At 71.5% G+C, this 19,665-nt stretch carries 22 protein-coding genes; 12 read left to right on the forward strand and 10 right to left on the reverse strand.

Going from position 1 to position 19,665, the window contains the following annotated elements; all coding sequences use genetic code 11:
* The first annotated feature begins 7 nt into the window (after window positions 1-7).
* The 4 genes from MRQ36_RS05470 (at window position 8) to MRQ36_RS05485 (ending at window position 3,709) form a co-directional block, all read left to right on the forward strand.
* Entirely contained in the window at window positions 8-298 is a 291-nt protein-coding gene (locus MRQ36_RS05470) for a hypothetical protein (RefSeq protein WP_242793373.1), read from the forward strand.
* A 345-nt stretch (window positions 299-643) separates the two neighbouring features.
* Entirely contained in the window at window positions 644-1,015 is a 372-nt protein-coding gene (locus tag MRQ36_RS05475; protein WP_242793375.1) for a hypothetical protein, read from the forward strand.
* 250 nt (window positions 1,016-1,265) lie between these two features.
* A complete protein-coding gene (locus tag MRQ36_RS05480) occupies window positions 1,266-2,711 on the forward strand; it encodes an alpha-amylase family protein (protein ID WP_242793377.1) in 1,446 nt (481 codons plus the stop codon).
* A gap of 104 nt (window positions 2,712-2,815) precedes the next feature.
* Window positions 2,816-3,709, forward strand: a complete 894-nt coding sequence (locus tag MRQ36_RS05485; protein WP_242793379.1) for a L,D-transpeptidase — start codon at window positions 2,816-2,818, stop codon at window positions 3,707-3,709.
* Between the two features lie 3 nt (window positions 3,710-3,712).
* Here MRQ36_RS05485 and MRQ36_RS05490 read toward each other — a convergent pair whose 3' ends face one another.
* From MRQ36_RS05490 to MRQ36_RS05515, 6 genes are all read right to left on the reverse strand, one after another.
* Window positions 3,713-4,372 (reverse strand): response regulator transcription factor, encoded by a 660-nt coding sequence (locus MRQ36_RS05490; protein ID WP_242793381.1) that lies wholly within the window; start codon window positions 4,370-4,372, stop codon window positions 3,713-3,715.
* Window positions 4,369-5,502: a sensor histidine kinase gene (locus MRQ36_RS05495; protein ID WP_242793383.1), complete on the reverse strand. Its 1,134-nt coding sequence runs from the start codon at window positions 5,500-5,502 to the stop codon at window positions 4,369-4,371. Before MRQ36_RS05495 ends, MRQ36_RS05490 begins: the two co-directional genes overlap by 4 nt.
* Window positions 5,503-5,532: 30 nt before the next feature.
* On the reverse strand, window positions 5,533-6,330 hold the full coding sequence (locus MRQ36_RS05500; protein ID WP_242793385.1) for an ABC transporter permease: 798 nt from the start codon (window positions 6,328-6,330) through the stop codon (window positions 5,533-5,535).
* Window position 6,331: 1 nt separating this feature from the next.
* Window positions 6,332-7,291, reverse strand: coding sequence for an ABC transporter ATP-binding protein (locus MRQ36_RS05505; protein ID WP_242793387.1), 960 nt, complete (start codon window positions 7,289-7,291; stop codon window positions 6,332-6,334).
* A 202-nt stretch (window positions 7,292-7,493) separates the two neighbouring features.
* The gene (locus MRQ36_RS05510) at window positions 7,494-8,354 is read right to left on the reverse strand and encodes a type IV toxin-antitoxin system AbiEi family antitoxin domain-containing protein (RefSeq protein ID WP_242793389.1); all 861 of its coding nucleotides are present in this window, start codon (window positions 8,352-8,354) and stop codon (window positions 7,494-7,496) included.
* A 288-nt stretch (window positions 8,355-8,642) separates the two neighbouring features.
* Window positions 8,643-9,764, reverse strand: coding sequence for a DUF3103 family protein (locus MRQ36_RS05515; RefSeq protein ID WP_242793391.1), 1,122 nt, complete (start codon window positions 9,762-9,764; stop codon window positions 8,643-8,645).
* A gap of 156 nt (window positions 9,765-9,920) precedes the next feature.
* On the opposite strand from MRQ36_RS05515, the gene MRQ36_RS05520 reads away from it, so the two are divergent.
* A complete protein-coding gene (locus tag MRQ36_RS05520) occupies window positions 9,921-11,066 on the forward strand; it encodes an acyl-CoA dehydrogenase family protein (protein ID WP_242793393.1) in 1,146 nt (381 codons plus the stop codon).
* A gap of 8 nt (window positions 11,067-11,074) precedes the next feature.
* Here the strand turns inward: MRQ36_RS05520 and MRQ36_RS05525 are convergent, their stop codons facing one another.
* The 3 genes from MRQ36_RS05525 to MRQ36_RS05535 form a co-directional block, all read right to left on the reverse strand.
* The gene (locus MRQ36_RS05525; RefSeq protein WP_242793395.1) at window positions 11,075-11,239 is read right to left on the reverse strand and encodes a hypothetical protein; all 165 of its coding nucleotides are present in this window, start codon (window positions 11,237-11,239) and stop codon (window positions 11,075-11,077) included.
* A gap of 113 nt (window positions 11,240-11,352) precedes the next feature.
* Window positions 11,353-11,607 (reverse strand): hypothetical protein, encoded by a 255-nt coding sequence (locus MRQ36_RS05530; protein ID WP_242793397.1) that lies wholly within the window; start codon window positions 11,605-11,607, stop codon window positions 11,353-11,355.
* Window positions 11,604-11,918, reverse strand: a complete 315-nt coding sequence (locus MRQ36_RS05535; protein WP_242793398.1) for a DivIVA domain-containing protein — start codon at window positions 11,916-11,918, stop codon at window positions 11,604-11,606. Before MRQ36_RS05535 ends, MRQ36_RS05530 begins: the two co-directional genes overlap by 4 nt.
* Window positions 11,919-12,191: 273 nt before the next feature.
* On the opposite strand from MRQ36_RS05535, the gene MRQ36_RS05540 reads away from it, so the two are divergent.
* The 4 genes from MRQ36_RS05540 (at window position 12,192) to MRQ36_RS05555 (ending at window position 15,596) form a co-directional block, all read left to right on the forward strand.
* Entirely contained in the window at window positions 12,192-13,028 is an 837-nt protein-coding gene (locus tag MRQ36_RS05540) for a helix-turn-helix transcriptional regulator (RefSeq protein ID WP_242793405.1), read from the forward strand.
* A 13-nt stretch (window positions 13,029-13,041) separates the two neighbouring features.
* Window positions 13,042-13,248, forward strand: coding sequence for a DUF397 domain-containing protein (locus MRQ36_RS05545; RefSeq protein ID WP_242793407.1), 207 nt, complete (start codon window positions 13,042-13,044; stop codon window positions 13,246-13,248).
* Window positions 13,249-13,386: 138 nt separating this feature from the next.
* Window positions 13,387-14,700 carry a hypothetical protein gene (locus tag MRQ36_RS05550; RefSeq protein ID WP_242793409.1) on the forward strand — a complete coding sequence of 438 codons (1,314 nt, stop codon included), beginning with the start codon at window positions 13,387-13,389 and terminating at the stop codon, window positions 14,698-14,700.
* Between the two features lie 473 nt (window positions 14,701-15,173).
* Complete coding sequence (locus MRQ36_RS05555) at window positions 15,174-15,596, forward strand: hypothetical protein (protein WP_242793411.1); 423 nt, start codon at window positions 15,174-15,176, stop codon at window positions 15,594-15,596.
* A gap of 52 nt (window positions 15,597-15,648) precedes the next feature.
* Here the strand turns inward: MRQ36_RS05555 and MRQ36_RS33830 are convergent, their stop codons facing one another.
* Window positions 15,649-17,730, reverse strand: coding sequence for a prolyl oligopeptidase family protein (locus MRQ36_RS33830; protein WP_242793413.1), 2,082 nt, complete (start codon window positions 17,728-17,730; stop codon window positions 15,649-15,651).
* 110 nt (window positions 17,731-17,840) lie between these two features.
* Here MRQ36_RS33830 and MRQ36_RS05565 point away from each other — a divergent pair, with 110 nt between their 5' ends.
* The 3 genes from MRQ36_RS05565 to MRQ36_RS05575 are packed head-to-tail and all read left to right on the forward strand — an operon-like array spanning window position 17,841 to window position 19,661.
* A complete protein-coding gene (locus tag MRQ36_RS05565) occupies window positions 17,841-18,050 on the forward strand; it encodes a type II toxin-antitoxin system VapB family antitoxin (RefSeq protein WP_242793415.1) in 210 nt (69 codons plus the stop codon).
* Window positions 18,047-18,466 (forward strand): PIN domain nuclease, encoded by a 420-nt coding sequence (locus tag MRQ36_RS05570; RefSeq protein WP_242793417.1) that lies wholly within the window; start codon window positions 18,047-18,049, stop codon window positions 18,464-18,466. The genes MRQ36_RS05565 and MRQ36_RS05570 overlap by 4 nt, the downstream gene beginning before the upstream one ends.
* Window positions 18,467-18,518: 52 nt before the next feature.
* Window positions 18,519-19,661: a site-2 protease family protein gene (locus MRQ36_RS05575; RefSeq protein ID WP_242793419.1), complete on the forward strand. Its 1,143-nt coding sequence runs from the start codon at window positions 18,519-18,521 to the stop codon at window positions 19,659-19,661.
* The last annotated feature ends 4 nt before the right edge of the window (window positions 19,662-19,665 follow it).

Below are 19,665 nucleotides of genomic sequence, written 5' to 3' on the forward strand. Positions count from 1 at the left end.
CGGGACGGTGAACCGGTCGGGGTCGCGCCGCCGGGCGGTACCGGCCGGGCCGCCCCACGACGTCGCGGTGGTCTCCGCCCAGCCGCCCCGGCCGCCGGCGCGGCTCTCCTTCTTCTCCTGGTCGCCGGAGCGCCGGCGGCCGAGCCCGGCCAGCAGCCCTCGGCTCACCTCGGTGGGCCGGCCGGCCATCGCCTGGTTGAGCGCGGCGGCCTGGTGCTGCTCGCGGCTGCGCTTGCCGAGGTGGACGGAGGCGCGGACCAGCAGCGCCACCACCACCAGCAGCACGCAGGCCAGATAGCTCAGCACCACCCAGGACTTCGCCGCCCGGCCCGCGTTGAGGCCGTGGACCAGGGCGAACGGCCAGGAGACGTACGCCATGGAGTGCAGCGACCGCCAGAACCACTTCGGACCGACGCCGGCGAAGCGGACCCGGACGATGCCGGTCCAGAGCACGCTGACCATGAGGAAGGCGGCCACCGTGCCGAGCCCGACATAGAGTCCCCGGCCGCCGACGAAGGGCACCAGGGCGTCGGTGGGGCCGGCCCGGCCGATCGCGATCTTGGTGATGACGTGGAAGACGAGGCCCGCCACGCCGAGGATGCCGGTGGCCCGGTGCGCGGACTGGAGCAGCACCCGGTGCCGGATGCCCAGCACCAGCCGGTCGGTGGCGAGCAGCCCCATCATCACGGTGAGGCTCAACGACACCAGGGCGACCACCCCGGCGAAGAACTCGGTGAAGAAGAAGCCGTACGCGTACAACATGGTGCCCGCGCCGGCCAGCTCGACGCCGGCCCACGCGATGCCCAGCGCGGACGCGACCAGCGCGACCAGCGCGGCCTTCGGTCGGGTCCGGACACCTCGGCTGGTGCTCGCGGTCCGGACGGTCGCCGCCTTCTCGTTCTGCTGTGCCCGGCCCATCTGCTCCTCGATCGTCTCGCGGCGGCGCCCCCACCGACCGACCCTGCTCCCTCCTCCAGTACGGGCCGACGGGGCGAGCGGATCAGCGCGGTGGTGAATTTCTCGGCGGTGCCGTCGAACCGTCCCGCCCCGGGGTGCGTGTGGCGGTCGATCCGACGTGGTGACCGTCACGCGGAGGTACGCGTCTGGCGCACTGCGCAACGACGTATTTCTATCCGTTGACAGCTCTTGCAACGCGCTTGTAACCTTGCCGAAAATTTCAGTCCGGACTTGCAAGAACCCGGCACTGAGGTTTCCTCCCCCACGTCGCACCACCACCCCCGTCCCCCGCACCCTCAGGAGTACCGATGCATCGACGTCGATGCCGCTCGGCGATTCTCGCCCTCGGCGTGCTCGCCAGCCTGCTCGTACCGGCCACTGTGGCGGCTCCCCCGGCCTCCGCGGCGACGTCCGGCAGCAAGAAGGTCATCGTCCAGCTCTTCGAGTGGAACTGGCCGTCGGTGGCCAGCGAGTGCACCAACACGCTCGGCCCGAAGGGCTACGGCTACGTCCAGGTCTCCCCGCCCCAGGAGCACGTCAACGCCGCTCCCTGGTGGGTGGCGTACCAGCCGGTCAGCTACCGGATCGAGTCCCGGATGGGCACCCGGGCCCAGTTCCAGTCGATGGTGACCACCTGCCACAACGCCGGCGTGAAGGTCATCGTGGACACCGTCATCAACCACATGTCCGGCCAGGACAACGGCGGCACCGGCTGGGCCGGCACCAGCTACGGCCACTACAACTACCCGGGCACCTACGGCTCCGCCGACTTCCACTACTGCGGTCGCAACGGCACCAACGACATCGTCAACTACGGCGACCGGTACGAGGTGCAGAACTGCGAGCTGGTCAACCTCTCCGACCTCAAGACCGAGTCGGACTACGTCCGGTCGAAGATCGCCGGGTACATGAACGACCTGCTCTCGCTCGGTGTGGACGGGTTCCGGCTGGACGCCAGCAAGCACATGCCGGCCGCCGACATCGCCGCGATCAAGGGCAAGCTCTCCCGCTCGGCGTACATCGTGCAGGAGGTCATCTACGGCGCCGGTGAGCCGATCCAGCCGACCGAGTACACCGGCAACGGCGACGTCCACGAGTTCCGCTACGGCAAGGACCTCGCCCGGATGTTCAACAGCGAGCGGCTGGCGTACCTGAAGAACTTCGGCGAGTCCTGGGGCTACCTGCCCGGCAGCCAGGCGGTGGTGTTCACCGACAACCACGACACCCAGCGCGACGGCGGGGTGATGACCTACCGCAACGGCGGCGAGTACGCGCTGGCCAACGCCTTCATGCTGGCCTGGCCGTACGGCACCCCGGCGGTGATGTCCAGCTACACCTTCAGCAACAAGGACCAGGGTCCGCCCTCGGACGCCAGCAACAAGGTCAGCAACACCACCTGCTACTCGGGCTGGGAGTGCGAGCACCGCTGGCGGGTCATCGCCAACATGGTCGGCTTCAACAACGCCACCCAGGGCGCGGCCGTGGCCAACTGGTACGACAACGGCTACCAGCACATCGCCTTCAGCCGGGCCGGCAAGGGCTTCCTCACCATCAACGACGAGGACTCCGCGATCACCGGCCGGTCGTACTACACCGGGCTGCCCGCCGGCCGCTACTGCGACGTGATCCACGGCGACTACAGCAACGGCTCGTGCAGCGGGCCGGTGATCACCGTCGACTCCAGCGGCTGGTTCGCGGCGAACATCAACGCCCACGACGCGGTCGCCATCCACATCGGGGCGAAGCTGCCCTGACCCGGCCCGGCCGGCGCAGATCCGACCGGCCCGGACCCGAACCGGAGGGCCCCCGGCACCGCCTTTCGCGGAGCCGGGGGCCACCTTTCCATTACAGTCCTTTTGTGACTTTTGCCAGGTTGACCTCGCGGTGGGCGCTCGGCTGGCTGGGCGCCGCGATCGGCGTACCCCTGCTGCTGGCGACCGTGCTGCTGGTCGGCCCGGCCCTCACCCGGCACCCGGCACCCTCTCCGATCCGGGCGGTGCCCGACCCCGCCGCCACGGCGACCCCGACCCCGGACGAGCCGGTGCCCGCCGCGGCGCCCGCGCCGGACGACCTGCCGGTGGTGGACTACGACCCGGCGCCGGCCGGCTTCCCCACCGACACCGACCCGCACGACACCACGCCGCTCACCGAGGGGCTCACGCCGACCACGCGGGTCGCCGCCTACGACGCACCCGGCGGCCGGCCGCTGGCCTTCCTCGCCCCGACCATCAGCGACGTGGCGCTGACCATGCCGGTGGTGGCCCGTCGGGTCGGCTGGACCGCCGTGCTGCTCCCCTCGGCCAACCGCCGGATCGCCTGGCTGCCGGCGGGCGGCTGGACCACCGTCCGGCTGCGCGACCAGCTCGTGGTGGAACGCCGGCCGCACCGGCTCACCTGGTGGCGCGACGGCCACCCGGTGGCGTCGTGGCGGGTCAGCCTCGGCATGCCCGGCCAGTCCACCCCGCTCGGACGCACCTTCGTCCTCGGCCGCACGCCCCCGCCCGAGGCGGTGTACGGCGGGGTCGACATCTTCGCCCTCGGCGCGGTCCCCGACGACCCGGACGCCGTGCCGACCGGCCTGCGCGGCGCCCACATCGGCGTGCACACCTGGCACGACGACGACACCCTCGGCGAGGACGTCACGAACGGCTGCATCCGGCTGACCCGCAGCGGGCAGCAGAGACTGCTCGAGAAGATCCGGCCGGGCACCGCCGTGGTCGTCGTCGACCAGGCGCCGCCCACCACCGGCTGACGGTCACTGCCCGAGCAGCCAGCCGCTCTCCTCGGCGATCCGGACCGCGTCGGCCCGGTTCCGGGCACCGGTCTTGCCGATCGCCGCGGAGAGGTGGTTGCGTACCGTCCCCTCGGACAGGTGCAGCGTCGCCGCCAGGTCGGCCACCGTGCCGCCGGCCCGGGCGGTCCGCAGCACCTCGGTCTCCCGCTCGGTCAACGGGCTCCGCCCGGTGGCCAGGGTCTCCGCCGCCAGCGTCGGGTCGACCACCCGCAACCCGGCGTGCACCCGGCGGACCGCGTCGGCGAGCTGCCGGGCCGGGGTGTCCTTGACCACGAAGCCGTTCGCGCCGGCCTCCATCGCCCGGCGCAGGTAGCCGGGCCGGCCGAAGGTGGTGACCACCAGCACCCGGCAGCCGGGCACGGCGGCCCGCAGCGCGGCGGTCGCGGCGATCCCGTCCAGCCCCGGCATCTCCACGTCGAGCAGGGCCACGTCCGGCGCGGTCCGGCGGGCCTCGCCGACCACCTCGTCACCCCGCCCCACCTCGGCCACCACCGTCAGGTCCGGCTCCAGCGAGAGCAGCGCCGCCAGGGCGCCCCGGACCAGGGCCTGGTCGTCGGCGAGCAGCAGCCGGATCGTTCCGTCCGGCCCACCGGCGTCGGCCGCCGGTCCCCGGCCGGTCACCGGCGCACCTCCGGCACGGCGACGCGGAGCAGGAACCCGCGGCCGTCCGGGCGGCGGCCCACCGACACGGTGGCGTCCAACCGGCGGGCCCGCTCGCGCAGCCCGACCAGCCCGTGCCCGTCCCCGCCCGGTTCCCCGGCCGGGCCCCGCCCGTCGTCGCAGACCTCCACGTGGTCGGTTCCCACCCGGATCTCGCAGCGCCGCGCCCCGCTGTGCCGGACCACGTTGGTCACCCCTTCCCGTACCGTCCAGCCGAACAGTTCGTCCCGCTCCACCGGCAGCTCCGGCACCGCGTCCGGCAGGTCCGCCGCGATGCCCGCCGCGGCCAGGGCCGTCCGGGCGCCGGCCAGCTCCACGCCGAGACTCACCCCCCGGTACGCCCCGACGGTGCCCCGCACGTCGGCGAGCGCCTGCCGGGCCAGACGTTCCACGTCGGCGATCTCGGTGGCCGCCCGCGCCGGGTCCAGCTCCAGCAGCCGCCCGGCCAGCTCCGCCTTGACCGCCACCACGGTCAGCGAGTGACCGAGGATGTCGTGCAGGTCCCGAGCGGTCCGGGCGCGTTCCTCGGCCACCGCCAGCCGGTGGATCTCCTGCTGGGCGGCCTGGAGCTCGGCGTTGCGCTGGGCCAGCCGGCTCACCCCGAACATCGCGAGCGACGCCAGCAGCACCGCGAAGACGATGCCGTTCTCCGACCCCCAGCCGGGCACCAGCCGGCCCAGCACGAGCGGCGTCAGCACGGCCAGCGCCACCACGACGAGGGCCGGCCGGATCGGCAGCAGGAAGATCGCGGCGGCGCAGACGAAGACCAGGGTGCTCATCCACTCGCCCCCGGTGGCCGGTATGCCGGCCAGCCCGAGGGCCACCAGCACACCGAGGATCGTCCAGGCCCGACGCCGTGGGATGGGCCGCCCGGCACGCCGCATCAGCCGGCCCCACTCGAACGCGAGGATGTAGCCGACACCGAAGGCGACCAGGCTGCCCACGCCCAACACCCGCCGCCACAGCTCCTCCTGGGCCAGGGCGCGGCTCAGGGCGACGTTGAGGAAGACCAGCCAGATCGCGGCCAGCAGCCAGCCGGTGAGCCGCCAACGACGGCTCACCGGCTGCGGGTCGACCGGCAGCACGCGCATGGCGCCCACGCTAACCCTCCGACCGACGAGTCAGACGCGGGTGGTGTCCCGGCGGAACAGCCGGGCCGCGCCGAGGCCGAAGCAGGCGGTCCACGCGGCCACGTTGCCGACCGCGGCCCAGTCCACGCCGTCCCCGGTCAGCGGGGCGCGGGCGAGCTGGCCGACGCCGTACACGGGGGTGAACTTCGCGATCTGCTGCATCACGTGCGGCAGCATCTCCAGCGGGATGAAGAGACCACCGAGCATGGCCAGGATGGCCAGCGCCGGTCCCATGAACTGCATGACGTTCTCGGCCGGGGCGAGGTAGCCGACGAAGAGGCCGAGGGCGGCGAAGACCAGCGAGCCGATCCAGGCGGTGAGGCCGGACTCCAGCCAGATGTGCGCCGGCAGCCGGACCCCGGCGGCGGCGCCGACGGCGAACTCGACCACCACCCCGAGCAGGCCGAGCACCATCGCGGTGGCGAGTTTCGTCGCCACGTACGCGGCCGGGTGCAACGGGGTCAGCCGCAGCTGCCGGCTCCAGCCCAACGCCCGTTCGGTGGCGACGGCCGCGCCGGCGCTGGTGGTGGCGACCATGGCCGCGTAGACGGCGAGGCTGATCATGATCCAGCCCATCACCGGCAGGCCGTTGTCGAGGTTCTGCCCCTTCTGCGGCAGGCCGAACAGCAGGAAGAAGACGGCCGGCATGACCAGGATGAACATCAGCGTCCGGCGGTTGCGCAGCACCCGGCGGATCTCGATGCCGAGCACGGTGAGGGAGAACCCGCCCAGGGCGGGCGGCCGGCGGTCGGCGGCCGGTGCGGTGACGGGCGAGGCGGCGAGGGTCATCTCAGGCTCCGAGGGTCTGCGCGGTACGGCGGTCGGCGCCGCCGGTGGTCGGGGTGCCGGCGTCGGCCGGGGTGGTGTCGGTGGTCAGGGCGAGGAAGGCGTCCTCCAGGTTGCGGGAGGTGATCTCCACGTCCCGGGCGGCGGTGCGGGTCAGCAGGTGCCGGGCCACCTCGTCCGAGTCGTCGGTGCGGACGAGCACCGCGTCGCCGCGTACCTCGACCGCCCGGACGCCGGGCAGCGCGGCGAGCACGGCCTGGTCCGCGCCCGGCAGGGTGGCCCGGACGACGCGGCCGGCGGCCAGGTTCTTGATCTCGGCGGTGGTGCCGTCGGCGACCACCCGGCCCTGCCGGACCAGCACGATCCGGTCCGCGTACGCGTCGGCCTCGTCCAGGTAGTGGGTGGCGAAGAGGATGGTCCGGCCGGCCCGCGCGTCGGCCCGGATGGCCTGCCAGAACTCGCGCCGCCCCTCCACGTCCATGCCGGTGGTCGGCTCGTCCAGCACCATCAGGTCCGGGTCGGGCAGCAGGGCCAGGGCGAAGCGCAGCCGCTGCTGCTGGCCGCCGGAGCACTTCCCCACCGGCCGGTCGGCGAGGTCGGCGATCCCGGCCCGCGCCAGCACCTCGCCGACCGGCCGGGCCTGCCCGTAGAACTGCGCGGTCATCCGTACCGTCTCGGCGACGGTGAGGTCCTTGAGCAGGCCGCCGGTCTGCATCACGGCCGCCACCCGACCGTGCCGGACGGCATCGGTCGGCGTGCCACCGAAGAGCCGCACGGTGCCGGCGTCCGGCCGGGCCAGGCCGAGCAGCATGTCCACGGTGGTGGTCTTCCCGGCACCATTGGGCCCGAGGAAGGCCACCACCTCCCCCGGCGCGATCCGCAGGTCGAGCCCGTCGACGGCGGTCACCGGGCCGAAGGTCTTGGTGAGTCCGGCCAACTCGACGGCCGGCGCCATGTTCGTCATGCCATTACCTTGCGGCGCGCGGCGCTCCGCTCCCCGGAGCGCGCGTCACCTTCCGGCCATGACATTTGTCAGCCCCCGCCGCCCCCGCCGCCCCCGCCGCCCCCGCCGCCCCCGCCGCCGATCATGAAGTCGTGGTGGGTGGCGGGTCCGACCTGTCGGTCATAACGGGAGCCGAAAGTCCATGATCGACGGCGTTGGCGGGTCAGCGGCGGGTGAGGAGGGCGCGGAGATCGGTGGCGATGTGGGTGGGGCGGGTGTAGAGGTCGCGGTCGGTGTAGTGGCGCATGGTCCAGCCTTGGGAGGAGAGCCAGTTCATGCGGGATCGGTCGGCGCGCAGGCGGTCGCGGGTGAGGTGAGAGGCACCGTCGTACTCGATGCCGATCCGACGGCCCCGGTAGCCGAGGTCGAGCCGGTAGATCGGCACGCCGAAGGCGTCAGGCACCCAGATCTGCGGCTCCGGCGCCGGCAGGCCAGCATCGATGATCAAGAGCCGGAGTTGGCTCTCCTGCCGGCACTCCGGCCGCGGGTCGGCCAGGCGCACCAACTGGCGGGCCTGGCGGATGCCACGCAGCCGCGCATGCTTCCGCAGCTCCGAACGAAGGTCGTCCGGCCGGCACGCGCCAGAGCGAAGGGCAAGGTCGATGATCGGCAGGGCGTCCGTCCGTCGCAGCCCGCGCGCGAGGTCTACCGCGCACCGGGCAGCCGGCGCCGTCGGCAGCCCCGACAGGAGCACGGGCTCGCGCACCGGCAGTACGGACTCGTGTGCGATCACGCCGCTGATTCTGGGCACGATCGTGCCGGTCGGCACGATCACATGGACGGCATCCTGGGGTACGTCGCCGAAGCCGTGCAACCGGGCAGCGGTGTGGAAACCCACCACCGCCTCCGGCGGCAGACGCAGCAGGATCGCCTTCAACTCGACGAACCAGCCACTGGACTTGACATCGACATAGACGCCTCTGCTCACCCGCCGCAACCGCCCCGAGTCGACCCCGTGCCGAACCGCCGCCCGCGAGCAACCAGCGCTCACCAGATCCCGGTACGCCCACAGCTCTTCGGTCATGCCCGCAGATCCTGACCACCCCCACCAGATCCCCCAACCCCGCCACCCAGCCCTGTGGACACCCCACCCTCCTGTGGAAAACCCCCACCCCCACCCCCACCCTGCTATATCCCCACCCCACCCCGACCCCGCCGATCATGGAAGTGTGGCGGCTCGCAAACCCCTCATAACTCATTTTCCGCACACCACGACTCCATGATCGATGAGGAAGCCAGGGCGGCGTCGGGCGGTCGCGCGCGTGTGGGAGGGGCGCCGGAAGCGTCCCTCCCTCGGGTGTCGGGAAGGGCGTCAGAGCTGTGACACCCAGTACGGGGAGACGTCCAGCCAGCCGTTGGCGCGCGCGCCGTACAGGCGGCCGCTGCTGGTGGTGCTCAGGGTGTACCAGGCGTCCACGAAGTCGGGGTCGTCGGTGTACCAGGAGGTCGGGATGGCGTCCAGGACCGCGTTGACCAGCGGCGTGTACGCGCCACCGTCCACGATCACCAGCAGCGCGTCGGCGATCGCCTTGACCAGCGACGCATAGTTGGTGTCCCCGTCGTCCTCCATCATCACCACGTCGGCCAGGTCGTACTTGTAGGCCGAGAAGTGCACCAGGAGCTGGTTCGGGTAGTAGGTCGTCCCGTCGTTGTCCAGGTACGGCATCTGCACCAGGTCGACCTTGGCCCTGCCGTCCAGCCCGAACCCGGCCACCACGTCGTAGATCTCGGCGGCGCCCTTGATCCAGGGCTCCTCGTCGTCGCTGAGCCGGACCGCGTCGACCTTCGTGGCCCAGTAACCGGCCGAGGCGGTCGCTCCCTGAGTGGCGGCCCGGGCCGGGACGGCCTGGCCGATGCCCCGCGCGTCCAACTCCCGGCGCATCACCGTCAGCCCGGCGGAGAGCGCCCGCTCGGCGTCCACCTCGACCACCAGCACCGGTCGGCGCGGCAGGCGGACCGCGTCCAGCAGCACGGTCCGGCCGGCCCGGTCGTAGGCCCGCACGCTCGTCACCGAGTCGTCGGTCGGGGCGGCGGCCACCAGCGGCGCCTCGCCACGGGCCAGGGCGGCCCGCATGTCCGGGTGGGCCAGCCGCAGCCGCAGCAGTGAACCGGTGCCGCTCGGTAGGCCCTTGGCGGTCAGCAGCCGCTGGTTGGCGGCCCGGAGGTCACCGGCGAGGCGACCCCCGGCGTCGGCGGTGAGCAGGTCGACGGGGCCGCTCGCGGCAGCGGTGCGCAGTCGCGCCACGGTGGACCGGTCGGCGACCGCCAGCCGGTGGGCCACCCCGTCGAGGACGGTGAACACCGGGCCGCCGGCGACGGCAGCCGGTGCGGACGCGACGGGCCCGGCGTACGCCGGACCGGTGACCGTCGCCGCCAGGGTGACGGCCGCGACGCCGATCGACAGGGCGGCGTGCCGGAAGGTACGTGGGTTCACGTGGGGCTCCTCTGCGCGTCCCGGCCACCGACTCATGGCGGTGACCGAGAGGTGGATGGCGACCCATACATGGATATCCGTCCATGAGATGGTCGTCAATGGCCTGCCCCTTCGGGGGACAGCCACCCAGGGGCCGGTCAACCTAGGCTGACGAACATGTCGTCCTCATCCCTCGTGGAATCGGTGGCCGCGCTGGCGAGGCAGGTCCGCACGGACGCCGCCGCCATCGAGCAGGCCGGTCGGCTGCCCGAGCCGCTTCTCGGCCGGCTGGCCGAGCTGGGCGTGTTCCGGCTCGCCGCGCCCCGGTCAGCCGGCGGACTGGAGGCCGACCCGCTGACCCTCTGTACGATCGTGCACGACCTGGCCCGGGCCGACGGATCAGTCGGCTGGTGCGCGATGATCGCCGCCGCCACCAGCGTGACACTCGGCCATCTCGACGAACAGGTGGCCGCCGACCTGCTCGCCGACCCCGGGTTCCTGATCGCCGGGGTGGCCGCCCCGCTCGGCCGGGCCCGACCGGTGGACGACGGATACCGTCTCACCGGTCGGTGGGCGTTCGCCAGCGCCAGCCGGCACGCCACCTGGTTGGTGCTGGGCGCCGTGCTGGCCGGCGAGTCCGGGCCGGGCGGCCGGCCGGTTCTCCGGCACCTCGTCGTGCCGGCGGCCGAGGTGTTGTCGCACGACACCTGGCAGGTCGCCGGGCTGCGCGCCACCGGCAGCGACGACGTGGAGGCACGAGACGTGCTAGTGCCGGCCAACCGGTCGTTCTCGCTGTTCGGGCCGGTGCCGCCGCGACCCGGGGCGCTCTACGCCTTCCCGGTCTTCAGCTACCTGTCGCTCGGGGTCGGTGCCGCCGCGCTCGGCATCGCCCGCGCCGCCGTGGACGAGATCGGCCGGCTGGCGCGGGAGAAGCCGATTCCCGGCCAGGGCGGCACGATCGCCGGCAGGCCGGCCGTCCGGACCGCGGTCGCCCGCGCCGAGATGCTGCTCGGCGGCGGCTGGCACCTGCTGCGGGCCACGGTGGCCGAGTGCTGGCAGACGGCACTCGCCGGCGACCCCGTCACCCTGGAGCAGCGGGCCCGGCTCCGACTGGCGGCGGCGAACGCGGCCGGTTCGGCCGCCGCCGCCGTGGACCTCGCCTACCAGGCGGGCGGCGGCACCTCGGTGTACGCGAGCAGCCCGTTGCAGCGGCACTTCCGCGACGTGCACGTCGCCACCCAGCACGCCATGGTCGGGCCGGACATCGTGGAGCTGGCCGGCGCGGTACTGCTCGGGCAGCAGGTGGACACGGCCCGGCTGTAGCAGGGCGGTCAGGAAGCAGGGCGGCCCGCCGAGCGCCCTGGCGACTCGAGCGCCCCCGCCCTGCGGCGGGCCAGCAGGTCTTCGGTGATGAGCAGCCCGGCCGGGACGAAGCCCAGCAGGAAGCCGCTGGGGCCGATGAGCATCACACAGCCGGCCACCCAGCCACCCAGCATCCAGCCAGCGTAGGCGGGCGCACGCTCGCCGCGGCGCCCCAGCCGCGCCACCAGGAGGCCGCACCTCCCCCACGAGAGCGAGCCCCTCCCCCACCGGGGACGTTGGAGCCTCCTCACCGCAGCCGGAACCGCCGGGAGCACTCGCCGTCGTGGTCGGGCCGCAGCAGACAGCGCTGCCCACCGGGCAGCAGCCGGTCGCAGAACACCCAGTGACGTACGTTCTGCTCGTCCTCCAGCGAGACGGTGGTGCCCCCCGGTTCGGTCTGCGGCAGGACGTGCGTCCAGTGCGCCACCACCCGGGCGAGCCGCTGGGCGGAGACCAGGTCGCTGACGACCACGGGCAGGTGGATGACCCAGCGCTCGGTCACCGTCCCTGACTCCGCTCGGCGCGGGTACGGGCCTGCTCGGACTGCCAGCGGCGCAACGCGTCCTTGATCCGGTCGGTCTCCCGCCGGCTTTGCGCGAGCGCGTCGTAGACGATCGCCAGATCGCCGGCGACCCAGTCGAGGAACTCCCGCACCTCCTGTGGGTCGAGTCCACGCCGGCCGAGCGGAGTGGGCCGGAACCATCGCTCGCGCACCTGCCAGGGGCGCAGCGGATGATAGGTCGCCGCGCGGTAGCAGGTCGGCCCGAGGACCGACCGTTGGCGACGCCGGGCACGCCGGAGGAAGACGCGCATGACAGGACCTGCCTCTCCGTCGAGATGGAAATGTGGAAGGGCGGGCCCGCCGGCCCGCCCGCACCGGCGGACCCACCCCGGCACCTGCCACCGCAGCCTTCATTCAGCAGTACGTCAGCAGGGCCAGTTGAGCAGGGCACGAAGGTGAGCACCCTCCGCTACTCATACGATCCGTGGCCTCACTCATCGTGCATCGCATTGGGCTCTTTATGCAACTCCCGATTAGGGACTGTGTCGTTGCGAAGCGCGTCCGGTTACGTCAGACTGACGCCCATGACTGGAAGTCCGACCGTCCGACGTCGCCGCCTGGCCGCCGCGCTCCGTCGCCTTCGCGAGCAGACCGGCATGACCGCCGACCAGGCCGCCAAGGAGGTGGGCATCTCGAAGTCGGCGATCAGCCGCATCGAGAACGCCCAGGTCTCCGTCATGCCGCCGGTCGCCCGTGGGCTCCTCGAGCTGTACGGCGTCGAGGGAGACGAGGTCGACGCACTCGTCCAGGTGGCTCGGGACGCCCGCAAGCGCGGCTGGTGGCAGGCCTACGACGACGTGCTGCCGGACTGGTTCGAGGTCTACGTCGGACTGGAGGCCGAGGCCTCGGAGATCCGCGCCTTCCAGCCACAACTGATCCCCGGCCTGCTCCAGACGGCCGACTACGCCCGTGCGGTGATTCGTGCCGAGCATCCAGACGCGCCCAGCGAGGAGGTCGACCGACGGGTCGAGCTGCGGATGCGCCGCCAGGACACCGACACCCCGCCGAAGCTCTGGGTGGTGCTGGACGAGGCAGCCCTGCGGCGGCCGGTCGGCGGTGCCGAGGCGTTCCAGGCCCAGTTGCGGCGGCTGATCGAGGAGGCCGACCGACCGGGCCGGACCGTCCAGATCCTGACCTTCGGTGCCGGCGAGTACGGGTCCATGGGCAGTGCCTTCAGCGTGCTGACCTTCCCCGAGCCGGCCGATCCGGGGGTCGTCTACGTCGAAACCCGCGCGGGTAGCCTCTATCTCGAAGGCCAACAGGTCAGGGAGTACAGCCGCGTCTTCGAGCACCTGGTCGCCACGGCGGCCGGCGCCCGCAAGTCGCGCGACCTGATCCAGGGGGCGATCGACGAGCTATGAGAGGACGGCGCGGGTGGAAGAGGTCAACCAGGCCCCGGTGACCTGGCGCAAGAGCACCCGCAGCAACGGCTCCGGCGACTGCGTCGAGGTCGCCGACAACCTCCCCGGCGTCGTCGGGCTGCGCGACAGCAAGAATCCGACCGGCCCTGTGTTGACCTTCGGGCCGAAGGCTTGGTCACTTTTCGTCGGGAGCGTCAAGCAGGGGACGCTCGGTCACTAGCATCCGGGGTCACTGGGCGTTAGCCCGTGCGTGGGACCGCGTCCAGATCGCGCTTCGGGCTCCTCGCGGTGTTGAATGTCTGATCATCGACCCTGATTCGGCCTGTGCAGCGACGTTTCTGGGTGGCAGCATTCGTGGGTGGCGTTCTCATCCTCTGTGGGCGGTCAACCGCCTGCACTGTCAACACCTGGGACCTATGAGGTCGAGTCAAGCTGGAAGCTCGCGGACCTGGTCAAGGATGCGGTTTTCCACAAGACAGGGCGCATGGTGGACATCCGTCCGGTGCCCGAACTGGAGGATGAGCTAACTAGCCGCAGTGTCCGCCCTATGGAGTTGCTACTCGGTCTGGGCAAGACGACGAGCGCACTGCCGGGTCTTCATCAGGCAGGTGCAGCCGGGCTGCCCGGGCTTACCGCGCTCCGCACTGCCAGTCGCTGGGCCATCATCCGTTACCTGTGGGCGTTTGCGGAGGCTCGGCCGGATCTTAGGCTTTCGGCACTGACCAGTCAGGTCCGGAACCATCAGCGTTCGCTCTTCTCCGAGCACTTCGGGATCGCCATCGCCACGGATCTGGTGGAGCAACTGATACTCACCGAGCCCGCCCGAGTGGTCGATGCGGACGCGGTGAACTACGACGCCGTCCTTGGTCCCGCAATGGAGGGCCTGGGCTCCCACAAGCCGGACTACTTCTGGTACAACATGCGCGGCAGAGACTTGACCGATGTTGTCGTGCTGGAAGCCAAGGGCAACAGTTCAGGACGACGGATGACCATCCTGCAACTGGCCCGTGGCGTGCAGCAGGTTCTTGTACCAAAGGCCGTCCCGGGTGCCAGCATGCGCCGGATCGTGATTGGTGCCTGCTTGGCTGGCCGGAGGATCAAGGGCTTTGCCTTGGAGGTCGGCGAGCCTGATGACGAAACCAGGGGAGAAATTGCGGCAGCCTTCGCCATGGAGGAAGCCGGGGTAAGGCCAGGCTACAACGAGCCTGAGAGCGGGGACTGGGTTTCGGAGGATGCCCTCGCCACGCCCGTCAGCCGCGACGAGGTGGTACGTGAGGCTCAAGATCTCGATCGAGCGCGCCTTTTTGCCTTCGCTGGCTTACCCCCAGAACCAGCAGGGCCGCTGTTCGAAGCAGACCGTCAAGCCGCCAACGCGCTGGACATCGTTGATGTGGTTGATGTCAACGAGACCTCATTCCGGTGCGAGACCTCCCTGATCAACCTCGGTGGTCGTTACCTGAGCGTGCGGACAGGTGTAGCCGAAGGATTTCTCTCCATGTCCGGTGACACTGAGGCCGATTTTGAACGACGCCGCGCTCTTTACACGGAGGGCCGACCAGGGCGAAACTCCTACGCCTTCAGGGCAGGCCGGTCGCGGAGCCGACCTCAGGAGGAACTAAGCGTCGTGACCTCGGCGGACGGATGCATGCTCTCTCTGTCGATGCTTAACTAAGCCAAGGGAAAGTTCGCCCCGCAGGGGCGCCGCCCATTCCAGGCCGGGAGCCACTCTGGCGATGGCTGAGGGCTCGACGCCGCCCGACTTCCGCGAGTGAATCACCCACTAGTCATATTGAGAGACACAACAGCATGCACAGAGGGCAACTGAACCGTGATGCGCGGGCCGTGCCGGTCCAACTCGACAACCCATGGCCACCGGACGGGACAATCGGCGTCGTCACTACAGGAGGGCGAACTTTCCATCGGAACACCGACTGTCCCGGCTACCGCCAGGGAGTACGGCAGGCGGAAGAGAAGGGCCGGACCATCAACGAGGTCGAGGCCATCAGCGCCGCCGACGCTCGCCATCGCGGCAAGGGAGCCTGCCGACGCTGCTGGCCATCCACGTGAGGCCGATGCTTCAGCGGCTCGCAGATGGAGCAAAGTTCCCACTTCCGTCGACTCGAAAGCATCGATAGGTTCACTGGCATGAGCGCCTCCCACGAATTCACGCCAGCGCAGGTGGAAGCGGCGATAAGGTTTGTGGTGCATAACGGCGCGGAAGATCGTGGTCAGACGATCTCCTACTCGCGAGTCTTCGATGCCGCCGGGCTGCCAGCGCCTCAGTACCTCCACATGGGCGGCGAGTCGCACCTCGTCACAGAGTTCATGGCAGCGTTTCACCATTTGTGCGTCGACAAAGGCCTGCCGCCGCTGGACTCGCTGGTGGTGCACGTCGCTGGCCCACGTAAGAACTTTCCCGGTGCTGGGTACTTCCGGGTCAACCAACTCCCCGACCCCCTCGGCGAGAAAACGCGGGCCGTAGATCAAGTGACCAGCACCCAGTTCTGGGAGAGGCAACGGGAGGCGTGCAGGTCGTGGGGCGTCCAGAGCCGACGAGGGAGGGTTTAGGACGTCGGCTCAGCGTGGCCTGCGCTTGCAGCACCTTCCAGTTCGGTCCCCGTCAGGTGCTGCGGCCGGCCCGCTCGGTCGCGTCCGGCGCAACCTGGCGCGGCAGGGCGCCGGCCTGTGCCAGCTTCTGCCACAGGAACTCCAGCGTGAGCGCCCAGACGAAGGCGCGCTGCTCGTTGTTGGCCGCCGCGCCGTGACCACCCTCGAGGTTCTCGTAGTACGACACGTCGTGGCCGTGCTCGCGCAGTCGGGCCGCCATCTTCCGGGCGTGCGCCGGGTGCACCCGGTCGTCGCGGGTCGAGGTGACCAGCAGGACCGGCGGGTACGCCTCCCCACCGCGCACGTTGTGGTACGGCGAGTACTCCCGCAGGAAGGCCCAGTCCTCCGGCCGGTCGGGGTCGCCGTACTCGGCCATCCAGGAGGCGCCGGCCAGCAGCCGATGGTAGCGCCGCATGTCCAGCACGGGCACGTGCGCCACGACCGCGCCGAAGAGCGCCGGGTAGCGGGTGAGCATCACTCCCATCAGCAGCCCGCCGTTGCTGCCGCCCTCGATGCCCAGCCGCTCGGGCGTGGTGATGCCGCGGGTCACCAGGTCGGCGGCGACCGCCGCGAAGTCCTCGTACGCCCGGGGTCGGTTCTCCCGCAGCGCGGCGCGGTGCCACCGGGGGCCGTACTCGCCGCCGCCCCGGATGTTCGCCACCACGTACGTGCCACCGCGGGCCAGCCAGCCCCGGCCGATGACCCCGCTGTAGTGCGGGGTCAGCGAGATCTCGTAGCCGCCGTACCCGTTCAGCAGGGTCGGCCCGGTCGCGCCGGGCTCCCCCGCCACGAAGTACGGCACCCGGGTGCCGTCGGCGGAGGTGGCGAAGAACTGGCGTACGGCCAGGCCGTCGGCCTCGAAGAACGCCGGCTGCCGCTTGAGCGTCTCGACCTCGCCGCCGATCTGCCCGAGCCGCAGCGTCGCCGGTTCCAGGAAACCCTCGGAGCTGAGCAGGTACGCGTCGTCGTGGTCCGGGTCGGTCTCGATGACCTCGCTGTGGTCGAACTCGGGTACCCCGGCCAGCGGCTCCCGGTGCCACTCGGCCCCGCCCGGGGTCAGCACCTCCAGCTTGCTCTTCACGTCGGCGAGGGTGGCGAGGATCAGCTTGTTCCGGGTCCAGACGTGCCCGCTCAGGGCCGTCCGCTCGTCAGGGCGGAACAGCACCGTCAACTCCCGTCCACCGGCGAGGAAGTCGTCGAAGCTGGCCGCCAGCAGCGCGCCCGCCGGATGGGTCACCCCGTCGACCGTCCACGGGGAACGCAGCCGGATCAGCAGCCACTCCCGGTGCGCGTCCCACCCGGCGTCCTCGGGGACGGCGAGCCGGATCCGCTCCCCCGCCCCGGTCAGCAGGTGGTTCTCGGTCCGGTAGAAGTCGAGGCTGCGGCCCACGAAGTCGCGCTCGAACCCGGGCGTCGGGTCGTGCGAGGCGTAGACGGCGACGTCGTCCGCCTGCCCCTCGTACACGATCTCGGCCGCCGTCAGGGGGGTGCCGCGCCGCCAGCGCCTGACCACGCGCGGATAGCCGGACGTGGTGAGCGAGCCGGGCCCGAAGTCGGTGCCGACGAAGATGTGGTCGACGTCGATCCAGCAGACGTCGGTCTTCGCCTCGGGCAGCGTGAAGCCGTCCTCGACGAAGGCGCGGCGGTCCAGGTCGAACTCCCGCACCACGACGGCGTCGGCCCCGCCCCGGGAGAGGCTGACCAGGGCCCGGCGGTAGCCGGGGCGCAGCACGGTCACCGTCTGCCAGACCCAGTTCTCGCCCTCGGCGGCGGCGAGGGCGTCCACGTCGAGCAGCACGTCCCACTCGGGCTCCGGCCGCCGGTACTGCTCCAGGGTGGTCCGTCGCCAGATGCCGCGCGGGTGGGCCGCGTCGGTCCAGAAGTTGTACCAGAAGCCGTCCCCGCGCCAGCCCGGATAGGGAATCCGGTCGTCGGCGTCGAGCACCTGCCGGATCTCCGCGCGCAGGCCGGCGAAACCCTCGCCGCCGGTCACCGCCGCGACGGTCGCCGCGTTGCGCTCCCGCACCCACCCGGCGGCGTCGCCACCGTCCAGGTCCTCCAGCCACAGGTACGGGTCGTCACCCTCGTCGCTCACCTCGCCACTATCCCGGATGCGCGGCGCGAATTCACGCCCGGCCGTATATCAACTGCCGCGACTTTTGATATCGTCGGCTGATAACGGACCAGGCTGAGGAGGCGTTGGACGTGTCCCGGACCATCCTCGACGTCGATGACGAACTGCTCGCCGAGGCCGCGAAGATCTTCGGCACCACAACGAAGAAGGCCACCGTCAACGCCGCTCTCCAAGCCGCCGTCAACCGGGAGAAGCGGCGGGAGTTCGCCGACTGGCTCAAGAGCGGCGGCCTGCCCGACCTGACCGATCCGGCCGAGGCGGCGGAGTCGGACGCCGCGTGAGCCGGGAGCGTTACCTGCTCGACAAGTCGGCACTCGCCCGCTGGCCGAAGCCGACCGTCGCGCCGGTCCTCGACGAACTGTCCGACCGTGGCCTGCTGGCGGTCTGCGGCGCGGTCGAGGTCGAGGTGATCCACAGCGCCCGGACGGCGAAAAACGCCCAGCGCGCCCGCTGGCTGTTACGCGGCTTCGACTGGTTGGCGATGCCCGACGACATCTGGGATCGGGCCATCGACGTCCAGGTGCAGGCTCTGCACAAGGGCAACCATCGCGCCCTGTCCATGGCTGACCTGCTGATCGCCGCGACAGCCGAGCGGCACGGGGTCACGGTGCTGCACTACGACGGCGACTACGACATGATCACTGCGATCACCGGTCAGCCCACCACCTGGGTCGTCCCCGCCGGTACCGCTGACTGACCAGTCCCTACGGCCCTGGCATGTCGGGGCGTGGCGCGGGTATGACGAGGGCATGAGGGCGAGCTTCCGGCTTGGCCGGATCGCGGGCGTACCGGTCGGGGTCAATTGGAGTGTCCTGGTCATCTTCCTGCTGATCGCCTGGGCGCTCGCCGCCAACCAGTTCCCCCGCGCCTACCCTGACCGGCCCACCTGGGCGTACGTGCTGGCCGGGCTGGCCGCCGCGGTGGTCTTCTTCCTCGGCCTGCTGGCCCACGAGGTGGCCCACGCGGTGGTCGCGAAGCGCAACGGCATCGGCGTCGAGGGGATCACGCTCTGGCTCTTCGGCGGTGTCTCCGAGCTGAAGGGCGAGGCCCGCGACCCGGGCGCGGAGCTGCGCATCGCCGGGATCGGGCCGCTGGTCAGCCTGATCATCGGGTTCTTCTTCGGCGGCATCGCGGTGCTGCTCACCCTGGCCGGCGTGCACGGGCTGCTGCTGGGCTCGCTGGCCTGGCTGGCCGGCATCAACATCCTGCTCGCGGTCTTCAACGTCCTGCCCGCCGCCCCGCTGGACGGCGGGCGGCTGCTGCGCGCCGCCGTGTGGAAGGCGACCGGTGACCGGACGAAGGCGTCGGTGGTGGCGGCCCGGGCCGGCTGGGTGCTCGGCGCGCTGCTGATCGGGCTGGGACTGTGGCAGTTCATCGCCGGGGCCGGGGTGGGCGGGCTGTGGCTGGCGCTGATCGGCTGGTTCCTGATCGGCGCGGCCGGCATGGAGGAGCGGCAGGCGCGGATGGGCAGCGCGCTGCGCGGCGTACGGGTCGCCGACGTGATGACCCCGCAGCCGCAGACCGCCTCCGGCGAGATGACCGTGGCGGACTTCGTCGACCACTACCTCTTCGCGTACCGGCACTCGGCGTTGCCGCTGACCGACGAGGGGCGGCCGGTCGGCCTGGTCACCCTGGACCGGGTGCGGGGCATCCCCGCCGACCGGCGGCCGTCGACCACCCTGGCGGAGGTCTCGTGCCGGGCCGAGGAGCTGGTGCTGGCCCGGCCCGACGAGTCGCTGAACGAGCTGCTGCCCCGGCTCAGCGAGTGCGCGGACGGCCGGGCGCTGGTGGTGGTCGACCAGCGGCTGGTCGGCATCGTGTCGCCGAGCGACATCAGCCGGGCGGTGCAGCGCGGCAGCCTCCGCGACCAGCTGGCCACCGACCGGCACTGACCGG

It is taken from the genome of Micromonospora sp. R77 (assembly GCF_022747945.1).
GTDB lineage: Bacteria > Actinomycetota > Actinomycetes > Mycobacteriales > Micromonosporaceae > Micromonospora.